This window comes from Pseudomonas sp. IT-P218 (assembly GCF_949767605.1).
Lineage (GTDB): Bacteria > Pseudomonadota > Gammaproteobacteria > Pseudomonadales > Pseudomonadaceae > Aquipseudomonas > Aquipseudomonas putida_AE.
Map to the genome: position 1 here is coordinate 60,428 of NZ_CATKQQ010000077.1, position 12,512 is coordinate 72,939.

Genomic DNA, 12,512 nt, shown 5'->3' on the forward strand with positions numbered 1-12,512 from the left:
ATAGCGAATTCACATTCAACAAATATGTTGGCTGAACCACCGCAATCGCCAGCAGGCTGGCTCCCACATTGGTCGATGGGGGCTTTAAATCCGCAACCCGCCATCCAGCTCCAGAATCCGACCGGTGTAATAGTCGTTCTCGAAGATGTAAGCCGCCGATTGGGCGATTTCTTCCGGCTTGCCCATGCGCTTGAGCGGAATCCCCGACGTCATCTTCTCCAGCGCTTCAGGTTTCATGCTCAGGGTCATTTCGGTTTCGATGAAGCCCGGTGCAATGCCGGCCACGCGAATGCCGTAGCGCGCCAGTTCCTTGGCCCAGGTCACCGTCGCCGCAGCGACACCGGCCTTGGCGGCGGAGTAGTTGGTCTGGCCGACGTTGCCGGCGCGGGAAATCGACGAGATATTGATAATCGCGCCGCTGTTGTCCAGCTCGACCATTTTCGCCGCGACTTCACGTGTGCACAGGAATACGCCAGTCAGGTTGACGTCGATGACCGCCTGCCACTGGGCCAGGCTCATCTTGGTCATTTCGCCATCCTTGACCTTGAGCAGCAGGCCGTCACGCAAAATACCGGCGTTGTTGATCAGGCCATGGATCGCGCCGAAGTCGTCAGCGACCTGAGCGACCATGTGGCTTACTTGCTCTTCATTGGCCACATTGCACAGGTAGGCGCGGGCTTCGACACCCTTGGCCTTGCAGGCGGCAACGGCGTCGTCGAGTTTTTCCTGGTTCAGGTCCACCAGCGCCAGCTTCGCGCCCCTGGCGGCGAAATACTCGGCCATGGAGCGGCCTAAACCCTGGCAACCGCCAGTGATAATGATTACTTTGTCAGTGAGTTGCATTCGTAATGCCCCGGTAGGTTTGGGTGTTTTTTCATAAGGCATCTTCTCCATCACGCCTACCTTGGCACATGAGAACTGCCCCCAATGGTCAACTGGTACCTGTGCCAGTAGCTGATCCGTTTTTACGACGGATTCTTAATAAGGAGTCATAAATTGAGCGTTGAAGCGGCTAAGAATGCACGAGAATTGCTCCTCAAGGAATACCGTGGGGTGCTCTCGACACACTCCAAATCGATGCCCGGTTTCCCGTTCGGCTCCGTGGTTCCGTACTGCCTGGACGAGCTCGGCCGGCCGCTGATCCTTATCAGCCGCATCGCCCAGCACACCCACAACCTGCAAAAGGATCCAAAATGCTCGCTGTTCGTGGGCGAGCGAGGCGCTGAAGATGTCCAGGCCGTTGGTCGCCTGACGTACCTGGCCGAGGCGCAACAGATCGAAGACGAGGCAGCCATCGAAGCCGCTGCCGAACGTTACTACCGCTATTTCCCGGATTCGCAGAGTTATCACAAGGCCCACGATTTCGATTTCTGGGTGCTCACGCCGGTGCGTCATCGCTACATCGGCGGCTTCGGCGCGATTCACTGGGTCAACGAGCTGACCCTGGCCAACCCCTTTGCCGGCAAGGCCGAGCTGAGCATGATCGAGCACATGAACGCCGATCACGCCAAGGCCATCGCGCATTACGTCGAACTGGCCGGCCTGCCGAATACCTCGCCAGCCAGGCTGGTGGGCATCGACAGCGAAGGTATGCACCTGCTGATCGGTCAAGGGCTGCATTGGTTGCCGTTCCAAGCGCCTTGTAATACGCCGACACAAGTTCGCGAAGCCTTGGTTTTCCTGGCTCACGCCGAACATTGGCCGAAAAATGCAGTGGCCGACGCTTGAATTCACGAAACGGCGACGTCATCTAAGGATTACTGGCAAGGCATTCTTGCGTTGAGGAACCATTTGATGCGCCCTTTTTTGTTGCTCTTTCTGCTGTTCCCGGTGTTGGAGCTGTTCATATTCGTCAAGGTGGCAGGGGCAATCGGGTTTTTCCCGGCCCTGCTGCTGATCATTCTCGGCTCGATGTTCGGTGTGTTCGTGTTGCGCGTCGCCGGGCTGGCCACGGCGCTGCGTGCCCGTGAAAGCCTGAACCGCGGCGAGCTGCCGGCCCAGACCATGCTCGAGGGCCTGATGCTGGCTTTGGCCGGGGGCCTGTTGATCCTTCCGGGATTCATCAGCGACGTGATCGGCCTGGTCATGTTGCTGCCGGTCAGCCGTCGCCTGCTGGCCAATAAAATGCGCCAGCGTGCCGAGGAACAAGCGATCCGCCAGCGTGCGTTCGCCGATGATCTTGCGCCCCGTGGCGGTCCCGCACCCCGCGAGCCGCTCGGTCGCGAGCCCAATGTGATCGAAGGCGAGTTCGAACACCGCGATACCAAGTGATACGTCACCTGCACACGGCACCTTCGGGTGCCGTGTTCGTTTTCGGGAGATCGGCGTAAAAAATTTTTCGATCCCCGCCCTTGTAATCAGCTTGTACGCCCTTATGTAACGGTCACCGCAAGGTTTCTGGCGAGCACGCCAGACAGACTTCCGCGGTTCGCTCGACGAACCGCACCCGGCACCGCCGGACTTTGTTAAACCCGCCGGGACTACACCGGCCGATGAAAACCACAATTAGGAGAGATCGACAATGAAGCTTCGTCCTCTGCATGACCGCGTCGTCATCCGTCGCAGCGAAGAAGAAAAGAAAACCGCTGGCGGTATCGTCCTGCCAGGTTCGGCTGCTGAAAAAGCCAACAGCGGCGAAATCCTCGCTGTCGGCACCGGCCGCGTACTGGAAAACGGTGAAGTGCGTGCACTGTCCGTGAAAGTGGGCGACAAGGTTGTGTTCGGTCCTTACTCCGGCAGCAACACAGTGAAAGTCGACGGCGAAGACCTGCTGGTAATGAGCGAGAACGAAATCCTCGCTGTTGTCGAAGGCTGATTACCCGCTCATTTTCCCGTTACTACAAAGTATTTAAGGAATATCGATCATGGCTGCTAAAGAAGTTCTGTTTGGCGATTCCGCCCGCAAGAAAATGCTCAAAGGCGTCAACGTCCTGGCTGACGCGGTAAAAGCGACCCTGGGCCCGAAAGGCCGTAACGTGATCATCGAGAAGAGCTTCGGCGCTCCGACCATCACCAAGGACGGCGTTTCCGTAGCCAAAGAAATCGAACTGGAAGACCGTTTCGAAAACATGGGCGCGCAGCTGGTCAAAGACGTTGCCTCCCGTGCCAACGATGACGCAGGCGACGGCACCACCACCGCTACCGTTCTGGCTCAATCGATCGTCAACGAAGGCCTGAAAGCCGTTGCTGCCGGCATGAACCCGATGGACCTGAAGCGCGGTATCGACAAAGCGACCATCGCGATCGTCAAAGAGCTGAAGGCCCTGTCCAAGCCATGCGCTGACACCAAGGCTATCGCTCAGGTAGGTACCATCTCCGCCAACTCCGACAACTCCATCGGCGACATCATTGCCGAAGCCATGGAAAAAGTCGGTAAAGAAGGCGTGATCACCGTTGAAGAAGGCTCGGGCCTGGAAAACGAACTGTCGGTTGTTGAAGGCATGCAGTTCGACCGTGGCTACCTGTCCCCGTACTTCGTCAACAAGCCAGAGACCATGGTCGCTGAGCTGGACGGCCCGCTGATCCTGCTGGTCGACAAGAAGATCTCGAACATCCGCGAAATGCTGCCAGTGCTGGAAGCCGTTGCCAAAGCCGGCCGTCCACTGCTGATCGTGGCCGAAGACGTTGAAGGCGAAGCCCTGGCGACTCTGGTTGTGAACAACATGCGTGGCATCGTCAAAGTCGCAGCCGTCAAGGCGCCGGGCTTCGGCGACCGTCGCAAGGCCATGCTGCAGGACATCGCCGTTCTGACCGGCGGTACCGTGATCTCCGAAGAGATCGGCCTGAGCCTGGAAAGCACTACCCTTGAGCACCTGGGTAACGCCAAGCGCGTGACCCTGTCCAAGGAAAACACCATCATCGTTGACGGTGCTGGCGTTCAAGGCGACATCGAAGCACGTATCAACCAGATCCGTGCCCAGGTTGCCGAGACTTCCTCGGACTACGACCGTGAAAAACTGCAAGAGCGTCTGGCCAAGCTGTCCGGCGGCGTTGCGGTGATCAAGGTTGGCGCTGGTTCCGAAGTTGAAATGAAAGAGAAGAAAGCCCGCGTTGAAGACGCCCTGCACGCTACCCGTGCAGCCGTTGAAGAAGGCGTGGTACCTGGCGGTGGCGTTGCGCTGATCCGCGCTCTGCAAACCCTGAACGATCTGAAAGGCGACAACGCTGATCAGGACGTAGGTATCGCTGTTCTGCGCCGTGCCATTGAAGCACCGCTGCGTCAGATCGCTGCCAACAGCGGTGACGAGCCAAGCGTTGTGGTCAACGAAGTCAAGAACGGCAAAGGTAACTTCGGTTACAACGCTGCGACTGGCGAATACGGCGACATGATCGAAATGGGTATCCTGGATCCTACCAAGGTCACCCGTTCCGCGCTGCAAGCTGCATCGTCGATCGGCGGTCTGATCCTGACCACCGAAGCTGCGGTAGCTGATGCACCGAAGAAAGACAGCGGTGCTGGCGGCGGCATGCCAGACATGGGCGGTATGGGCGGCATGGGCGGCATGATGTAAGCCAGCCTTACCCCTGTAGTAAAAAACCCCGCCTGCGAAAGCAGGCGGGGTTTTTTATTATTGCCCGGATCAAAAGATCGCAGCCTGCGGCAGCTCCTACATGGAAATGCGTTCCCCCTGTAGGAGCTGCCGCAGGCTGCGATCTTTTGATCTTCGTTCAGGCTCAGGCCGTTTGAACATTGACCACGGGCTCAACCCTCGAAGCAGGCTTATACAGAATCCAGTAATAAGACCCCAGGCAAATCAGCCAGCAAAACACCGCCGTCCACACGTTGTGCGAGAAAAAGTGTGCCCCCTGCAGCATCCGGCCGATGGAAAACACCGAACCCAGGGCAAAGGCGAAAACCAGTGCCGCACGTGCCATGCGTGGACGGCGATCACGCAACACGAAAAACAGCGCAAACAGGGTGAAACCGGTCGCGGCGTGACCGCCAGGCCAGCAACGACCCGGTTTCTCCGTGGCCGGACGCGGGCTCAACAATTCGCTGTAGGTCTCGTGGCCGCCGAACTGCTCGAGGCTCCACGGGCATTGCACCGCCGTTACCGCTTTCATCGGGGTGACGAAGGACGTCGCCAGCCCCAGGGACAGCACCAGGCAGCCCAATTCCCGCTTGAACGGTTTGAGCCGGGTCATGAAGAATGAACCGGCAAAGCCGAAGATTGCCAGCACCGAAAAGGCGATGACCAGTTGCTTGGCCCGGTCGTGCAGGACGGTTTCCAGGAAATAACTGTGCCGCCCGATGAAATCCCCGGCGACCGGGTCGTAGAACAGCCTGGCCAGGTCCATGTCCAGGGTCGTCAGTTCGAGTAATACCAGAATGATGGCTGCAATGGCGGGAACACCCAGGCACACCCAGAAGTTGAGCGGTCGGGAAGCGGGGCGTGCAGAGATCGAAACCATGGCAAATCCTTGGTCAGTGGAATGTTCTTGAGTACGCAGCCGCGCGGAGTCTGCGCTCTATCCTGTCGTCAACCTGTGAACCGATAGTGAAAAAAACGTTGAGGCTCGAGCCGGTCATTTCGCCAGGCAAACGCCTGCACACAACCCTGGCCCTGAGGCTTACTTGGCCTTAAGCTGCGCGGGCCAAGACGGCCGTCACTGTGTACGGAGAAGATGCCCATGCGAATTTTATTGGTTGAAGACAACCGCGATATCCTGGCCAATCTGGCCGATTACCTGGGACTCAAGGGCTATACCGTGGATTGCGCACAGGACGGCTTGTCGGGCCTGCATCTGGCAGCCACCGAGCATTACGACTTGATCGTGCTCGACATCATGTTGCCTGGCATCGACGGTTACACGCTGTGCAAACGCCTGCGCGAAGATGCCCGCCGCGACACTCCAGTGATCATGCTCACCGCTCGCGATCAACTGGACGACCGGCTACAGGGCTTCAAGTCCGGTGCCGACGATTACCTGATCAAACCTTTCGCCTTGTCCGAACTGGCGGCGCGGGTCGAAGCGGTCATGCGTCGCACCCAGGGGGGCGGTCGCCGGACCTTGCAGGTCGGCGACCTGAGTTATGACCTCGACACCCTGGAAGTCACCCGTGAAGGCCGCTTGCTCAAGCTCAATCCGGTGGGCCTGAAGTTGCTGGCGGTACTGATGCAGAAAAGCCCGCATGTACTGCGCCGGGAAATTCTCGAAGAGGCCCTGTGGGGCGATGACTGCCCGGACAGCGACAGCCTGCGCAGCCACGTCCATCAATTGCGCCAGGTGATCGACAAGCCGTTCGCCAAACCGCTGCTGCAAACCGTGCACGGTGTGGGTTACCGCCTGGCCGAGGGGCGTGATGGAGTTTAAACAGAGCCTTTCGCAACGGATCATCATTGCCTTTGCGCTGATGAGCGCACTGGTGGCGGGCGCCTTTGCCATGGGTATCGTCTTCACCGTGCACCTGGTGGAAGAAAAACTGATCTCGGCGGGCCTGGGCGGCGATTTGCAGCGCCTGTTGCTGATGGACAACGTTTCGGACTGGAGCCACCGCCCGGAACCGGACCAACTGTTCTATTTCAGCGGCGGGCCGGGCGATTTCGAGTTGCCCAAGGATTTGCGCCACCTGGACTCGGGGTTTCACGAAGTCTTCCGCGAGCAGCTGTCGTACCACGCGATGGTCGAGATCGTCGATGGCCGGCGCTATGTCCTGTTGCAAGACCAGAGTGACTTCGAAGAACGCGAGCGGGTGCTGTTTGCCGTGGTATTGGTGGGGTTCGTGTTGAGTCTGGCGCTGGCGGTGTTCCTCGGCTGGGTACTGGCACGCAAGGTGATGGCGCCGGTGGTCAGGCTGGCGCGCCAGGTACGTCATCGCGATCAGTTGCTGGGCCTGGCGCCGCCGCTGGCGCCTGATTATGCGGCGGATGAGGTGGGTGAACTGGCCGTGGCCTTCGACGCGACCCTCGGCCGTTTGCGCCAGGCGCTGACCCGCGAGCGCATGTTCACCAGCGACGTCAGCCATGAACTGCGCACACCCTTGATGGTGCTGGCCAGTTCCTGCGAGTTGCTGTTGGAAAACCCCGGCATCGATCAGCGCGGCCGCGCTCAGGTCGAGCGAATTGCCCGCGCCAGTGAAGAAATGCGCGAGCTGGTACAAACCTTCCTGATGCTGGCTCGCACTCAGCGCGAAGATGCCGGCATGTCTGCGCAGCAGACGTTGGGCGAAGTGGCCGACGGGTTGATCAGCCTGTGGCGCGAGCCGATCGAGACCAAAGGTCTCAAGCTGATCGTCGACTGGGGAAGCCCACACACGACGCGTTACAACGCGACGCTCCTGCAGGCGGTGATGGGCAACCTGTTGCGTAACGCGCTGCATTACACCGACCGTGGGTTTATCCGCCTGAGCCTGATGCCCACGGGGTTCATGGTCGAGGACAGTGGTGTGGGCATTCCCGAGGAAAAACGCGAAGCGATGTTCGAACCTTTCGTGCGGGGTAACGAGAAACGCGGAGAGGGCTTGGGTCTTGGGCTATCGTTAGTACAAAGGATCTGTGAAAACCAGGGCTGGAGCGTCATCCTGACGACCATGGAACCCAATGGCTGTCGTTTTCAGGTCCAGTTCAATACATCGAATGTGAATTGATCGGTATCGCTGAATTGTAAAACCTTGAAATGATTCTGGGTTGTACATGACAAATTTTTCACAATTGCATGACCTGAAACTGACACATCGCTACCTAAGGTGGTCGGCATCAGAAGCTCAGGAGAGATTGAAGATGGTGGATGGCCCGATCAAACTGGATTTTTCCAACAAGTACGACGATCAACACGCCCAACGTTACCTGCAAAAGCATAAGGATGGCGTTGGCCGCCGCTTGTCCCACTGGCGCGACGTGCAAATGGCGCGCAAGGCGCTGGCGTTGGTTGGCGAGCCGGGCCTGGTCCTCGATCTGCCCTGCGGCGCGGGGCGTTTCTGGCCGATGCTGGCGGAAAAACCCAACCGCGTGATCATCGGTGCCGACAACTCCGATTCCATGATCAAGATCGCTACACAGTCGCAGCCGGCTGAAGTGGTGAAACGGGTACAACCCTTGCAGACGTCTGCGTTCGACATCGCGTTGCCGGATAACGCCGTCGACAGTATTTTCTGCATGCGTTTGCTCCACCACATCGGTGAAGCCGAGCATCGACTGGCGATCTTGCGCGAGTTCGAGCGCGTCAGCCGCGACAGCGTCATCCTCTCGCTATGGGTCGACGGCAATTTCAAAGCCTGGAAACGCAAGCGTGCGGAGAGAACCCGTGGGCAGGAAGGTTACCAAAATCGATTTGTGTTACCGGCAGCTGTCGTAGAAAAAGAATTTGAGCAGGCAGGTTTCCGTATTCAGGAACGTATCGACTTTTTGCCGCTCTATGCCATGTGGCGAGTTTACGTATTGCGCAAGAGGTAACAGATGGCAGAGCAGTGTGCAGCAGGATCGGGCCTGGCCTCCCAGGACCGATTCGATTTCTTCTGGAATCAGCGCGGAGAATGGGTGGAAGAGCCCAACGTCCGGCGCGGTGGTGAGAGTGGCGTGCAGCGCCTGATGGGCAGTGATGGGCAGTTGCTCTACGTAAAACGCCAGACCGGCCATATCCATCGGGGGCTCTTGCACCCTTTCGGACGGCCGACGGTGTTGCGTGAGCGTGATGCACTCACCGGCCTTCGCCTACTCAATGTTCGAGTTCCGGAAATCGTTTTCTGTGAAGCACAACGCGATCCCGTGCACAAATGGCGCGCATTGCTGGTGACCAAGTCCCTGGACGGCTTCGAGGAAATCGAGAAGTGGTACGAAGGTGGTGGACGCGAGCGCCATGGCGAGGCTGTGCACGATCGCGTGCTCAAGGACCTGGCCGATAATCTGGCGCGCATGCACAAGGGGCGTTGGCAACACAGCTGCATCTATATCAAGCACGTATTTGTTCGCGTCACCGGTGAGGGCGAGGCGGCCAAAGTCGAGGTTGCCTTGATCGATCTGGAGAAGTGCCGGCAGCGCTTGAGCGCCCGCCAGGCGGCTGCCCATGACATGAAGCAGCTGCGCCGCCACTCGTCATTCAGCACGACGGACTGGAAGAAACTCGTCTATTTTTATGAGACGGCGTTTGGCAGCGCTATCAAAGGTTTATAGAAATGAAACTTGAAGTTGCGCGAGGTTTGTTTCTGGTAGGAGCCTTGGCAGTTGCTTCACTCGCGGTGGCGGCATGGGAGCAGCCCCGCACGCAAGTCCTCAGTTCAGTACACAGTGATGCGCACTGTCCGTTGCCACGAGTTGCCAAGGCATCCGTGGCCACTCAACCCGATCATGATCTGTTGCTGTTCATGTTCGGACTTTCTCAAGGACTGAGGCCGCAAAGTTGAACAGATTGAAGCCCAAATAAAAGGCCTCGCTAAATGCGAGGCCTTTTGTTTAACGGCAACATCAAAAGATCGCAGCCTTCGGCAGCTCCTACAGGGGATCGGCGTACACCCTGTAGGAGCTGCCGAAGGCTGCGATCTTTTGATTTTAAGGTTTATCGGGTCTGGCCAGCAGCGTGTACACGCACGGCAACACAAACAGGGTAAACAACGTACCGATCGACATCCCCGTGGCGATCACCGTACCGATGTCGAACCGGCTCACCGCGCCCGCCCCCGTGGCGATGATCAAGGGCACCATGCCAAACACCATCGCCGCCGTGGTCATCAATACCGGACGCAGACGAATGGACGCGGCTTCCTCCACCGCTTCGCGGGGCGTCAGGCCCTTGTCCTTGCGCAACTGGTTGGCGAACTCGACGATCAGGATCCCGTGCTTGCTGATCAGGCCGATCAACGTCACCAACCCGACCTGGGTATAGATGTTCATGCTCGACCAGCCGAGGAACAGCGGCAGCAATGCGCCGCAGATCGACAGCGGTACGGTCACCAGGATCACCAGCGGGTCGCGGAAGCTTTCGAACTGAGCTGCGAGCACCAGGAAAATGATCGCCAATGCCAGGGCGAAGGTGACCCATAGCGCACTGCCTTCCTGGACGTATTGCCGCGATGCGCCGGCATAGTCGAAGGCAAAGCCTGCCGGCGCTTCTTCCCGGGCGATCTGGCGCACGGCGTCGATGGCTTCACCCATGCTCACCAGCGGTACCCCGGACAGGATCGCCGAGTTGAGTTGCTGGAACTGGTTCAGTTGCCGCGGCCGCGCCCGGTCGGTCACGCTGATCAGGGTCGAGAGGGCGAGCAGTTCGCCCTGGGTGTTCTTCACGTAGTAATTGTTCAGCCAGTCAGGGTTATCGCGGAAGGGCCGTTCGACCTGGGCAATGACTTTGTAGCTGCGCCCATCAACGGTGAATCGGTTGATTTCCGCCTCACCCAGCAAGGTCGCGAGTGTCCCGCCCAGGTCCTGCATCGACACACCCATCTGGGCCGCTTTGGCACGATCGATGTCCACCACCACTTCCGGCTTGTCGAAGGCCAGGTCGACGTCGACGAAAGCGAATTTGCCGGACTCCATCGCGCGTTTTTTCACTCGGTCGACCACCTGCAGCAGCAACTCGTAATCGTTGGCGGTGTTGATGACGAACTGGAACGGCAGACCCTCGCCGGTGCCCGGCAGGGAGGGCAGGTTGAAGCCGAAAACCTGCAACCCGGAAATGCTTTCCAGTTTGGCCTGGACCTCGGGCAGGATCTCCATCTGCGTGCGGCTGCGGTCGTTCCAGGGCTTGAGCAGGAAACCGCCGATGCCCGATTGCACACCGTTGAAGCCGTTGATCTGGAACGATGAGTAGTACTCGGGAAACGCCTTGAAGATCTCGATGAACTCGTCGGTGTAGGTGTTCAGGTAGTCGAGGTTGGTCGGTTGGGGAGCGTTGGCCAGCATGAAAATGATGCCCTGGTCCTCATCCGGTGCCAGTTCCGACTTGGTGAACTTGAGCAGCACCGGAATCAGGCACAGCACGATCACCGCGAACACCAGCACCACTGGCCGGGTGTTGAGGGTGCCGTGGAGCATTTTCTGGTAACGGCGCTTGAGGCGTTCGAAAATCATGTCCAGGCGGTGGGCCAGGCCCGTGGGGTTTTCATCGTGGCGCAGCAGCAGGGCGCACATCATCGGTGACAGGGTCAGGGCGACGATGCCGGAGATCACCACCGCACCGGCCAGGGTCAGGGCGAACTCCTTGAACAAGGCTCCCGTCAGGCCCGTGAGGAAGCCGATCGGCGCATACACCGCCGCCAGGGTGATGGTCATCGAGACTACCGGCATGGCGATCTCCCGGGCGCCCTCGATGGCGGCGTCCAGCGGTGTCTTGCCTTCCTCGATGTGACGGTGGATGTTTTCCACCACCACGATGGCGTCGTCCACCACCAGGCCGATGGCCAGCACCATCGCCAGCAGGGTCAGCAGGTTCAGGGAGTAACCCATCATCTGCATGAAGAACATCACGCCGATCATCGACAGCGGAATGGTGACCACCGGGATCACCACCGAGCGCAACGCACCGAGGAACAGGAACACCACCACGATCACGATCAGCACTGCTTCGAACAGGGTCTTCACCACCTCGTCGATCGACGCCTGGATGAACAGCGTGGCGTCGTAGGCAATTTCCCCCTTGAGGTTGGGTGGCAGCTGGGCCTCCAGTTCCGGCATCAGCTTGCGCACTTCCTTGATCACGTCCAGCGGGTTGGCCGCGGGCGTGGCCTTGATGCCGATGTACACCGAGGGCGTACCGCCGAAGGAGCTGATGGTGTCGTAGTTCTCCGCGCCCATCTCGACCCGCGCGACATCGCTTAGCAGCACACGACTGTCACCGTCGACCTTGAGCGGGATCGCGGCGAAGGCTTCGGCGGATTTGAGTTCGGTGTTGGCGTTGATGCTGGTGACCACGTACTCGCCTTTCACTTCGCCGGCGGCGGAAAGGAAGTTGTACTGGCGTACCGCGTTGGTCACGTCGCTGGCGCTCAGGCCAAAACCGGCCAGCTTCACCGGGTCCAGCCACAGGCGCATGGCGAATACCTGGTTGCCGAGGATCTCGGCTTCGGCCATGCCCGGCAGCGTCGCCAGTTTCGGCTGGATGACTCGCGACAGGTAGTCGGTAATCTGCGGGTTGCTCAGTTCCTTGCTGAAGAAACTGATGTACATCAGCGCCGAGGCGTCGGCGGCTTCCTTGCTCAGCACCGGGTCTTCGGCATCCTGGGGCAGCTGGTTCTTGACCTCGTTGGCCTTGGCCAGCAGTTCGGTGAACAAGCGGTCGCTGTTGGCGCCGATGCGCGCATAAATCGAGATCACCGAGAAGTTCTGGCGACTGACCGAGGTCATGTAGTCGATACCCTCGGCGCTGGCCAGGCTCTGTTGCAGCGGTTGGGTGATATAGCCCTGGATGGTTTCGGCGTTGGCCCCGGGGTACGCGGTGGTGACCGTGATCAGGGCATTTTCCATTTGCGGGTATTGGCGCAGCGGCAACTTGCTCCAGGCCTGGAAGCCCAGCAGCACAATCAGCAGGCTGACCACGGTGGCGAGCACCGGGCGACGGATGAACGGGTCGGTAAAAGCCAT

12 protein-coding genes are annotated in these 12,512 nt (G+C 59.1%); 9 read left to right on the forward strand and 3 right to left on the reverse strand.

The window, feature by feature from the left end:
- Nucleotides 1-84: 84 nt before the first annotated feature.
- Entirely contained in the window at nucleotides 85-843 is a 759-nt protein-coding gene (locus ACM6I6_RS26525; RefSeq protein ID WP_274074233.1) for an SDR family oxidoreductase, read from the reverse strand.
- A gap of 153 nt (nucleotides 844-996) precedes the next feature.
- On the opposite strand from ACM6I6_RS26525, the gene ACM6I6_RS26530 reads away from it, so the two are divergent.
- The 4 genes from ACM6I6_RS26530 to groL all read left to right on the forward strand — a co-directional run bounded on the left by ACM6I6_RS26530 (nucleotide 997) and on the right by groL (nucleotide 4,511).
- Nucleotides 997-1,728: a HugZ family protein gene (locus ACM6I6_RS26530; protein ID WP_274074234.1), complete on the forward strand. Its 732-nt coding sequence runs from the start codon at nucleotides 997-999 to the stop codon at nucleotides 1,726-1,728.
- 66 nt (nucleotides 1,729-1,794) lie between these two features.
- Nucleotides 1,795-2,271 carry an FxsA family protein gene (locus ACM6I6_RS26535; protein WP_274074235.1) on the forward strand — a complete coding sequence of 159 codons (477 nt, stop codon included), beginning with the start codon at nucleotides 1,795-1,797 and terminating at the stop codon, nucleotides 2,269-2,271.
- 250 nt (nucleotides 2,272-2,521) lie between these two features.
- On the forward strand, nucleotides 2,522-2,815 hold the full coding sequence (locus ACM6I6_RS26540) for a co-chaperone GroES (RefSeq protein WP_020799908.1): 294 nt from the start codon (nucleotides 2,522-2,524) through the stop codon (nucleotides 2,813-2,815).
- A gap of 49 nt (nucleotides 2,816-2,864) precedes the next feature.
- Nucleotides 2,865-4,511 (forward strand): chaperonin GroEL, encoded by a 1,647-nt coding sequence (gene groL, locus ACM6I6_RS26545; RefSeq protein WP_274074236.1) that lies wholly within the window; start codon nucleotides 2,865-2,867, stop codon nucleotides 4,509-4,511.
- Between the two features lie 163 nt (nucleotides 4,512-4,674).
- Here groL and ACM6I6_RS26550 read toward each other — a convergent pair whose 3' ends face one another.
- Nucleotides 4,675-5,412, reverse strand: coding sequence for a phosphatase PAP2 family protein (locus tag ACM6I6_RS26550; RefSeq protein ID WP_323606932.1), 738 nt, complete (start codon nucleotides 5,410-5,412; stop codon nucleotides 4,675-4,677).
- Between the two features lie 219 nt (nucleotides 5,413-5,631).
- On the opposite strand from ACM6I6_RS26550, the gene colR reads away from it, so the two are divergent.
- The 5 genes from colR to ACM6I6_RS26575 all read left to right on the forward strand — a co-directional run bounded on the left by colR (nucleotide 5,632) and on the right by ACM6I6_RS26575 (nucleotide 9,340).
- Complete coding sequence (colR, locus tag ACM6I6_RS26555; RefSeq protein ID WP_053155177.1) at nucleotides 5,632-6,315, forward strand: two-component system response regulator ColR; 684 nt, start codon at nucleotides 5,632-5,634, stop codon at nucleotides 6,313-6,315.
- On the forward strand, nucleotides 6,305-7,588 hold the full coding sequence (locus ACM6I6_RS26560; RefSeq protein WP_406591858.1) for a sensor histidine kinase: 1,284 nt from the start codon (nucleotides 6,305-6,307) through the stop codon (nucleotides 7,586-7,588). Before colR ends, ACM6I6_RS26560 begins: the two co-directional genes overlap by 11 nt.
- Nucleotides 7,589-7,724: 136 nt before the next feature.
- Complete coding sequence (locus ACM6I6_RS26565; RefSeq protein WP_274074379.1) at nucleotides 7,725-8,393, forward strand: class I SAM-dependent methyltransferase; 669 nt, start codon at nucleotides 7,725-7,727, stop codon at nucleotides 8,391-8,393.
- A 3-nt stretch (nucleotides 8,394-8,396) separates the two neighbouring features.
- The gene (locus tag ACM6I6_RS26570) at nucleotides 8,397-9,110 is read left to right on the forward strand and encodes a lipopolysaccharide kinase InaA family protein (protein WP_274074239.1); all 714 of its coding nucleotides are present in this window, start codon (nucleotides 8,397-8,399) and stop codon (nucleotides 9,108-9,110) included.
- 2 nt (nucleotides 9,111-9,112) lie between these two features.
- A complete protein-coding gene (locus ACM6I6_RS26575; protein WP_081504798.1) occupies nucleotides 9,113-9,340 on the forward strand; it encodes a hypothetical protein in 228 nt (75 codons plus the stop codon).
- A gap of 145 nt (nucleotides 9,341-9,485) precedes the next feature.
- Here the strand turns inward: ACM6I6_RS26575 and ACM6I6_RS26580 are convergent, their stop codons facing one another.
- Complete coding sequence (locus ACM6I6_RS26580) at nucleotides 9,486-12,512, reverse strand: multidrug efflux RND transporter permease subunit (protein ID WP_274074240.1); 3,027 nt, start codon at nucleotides 12,510-12,512, stop codon at nucleotides 9,486-9,488.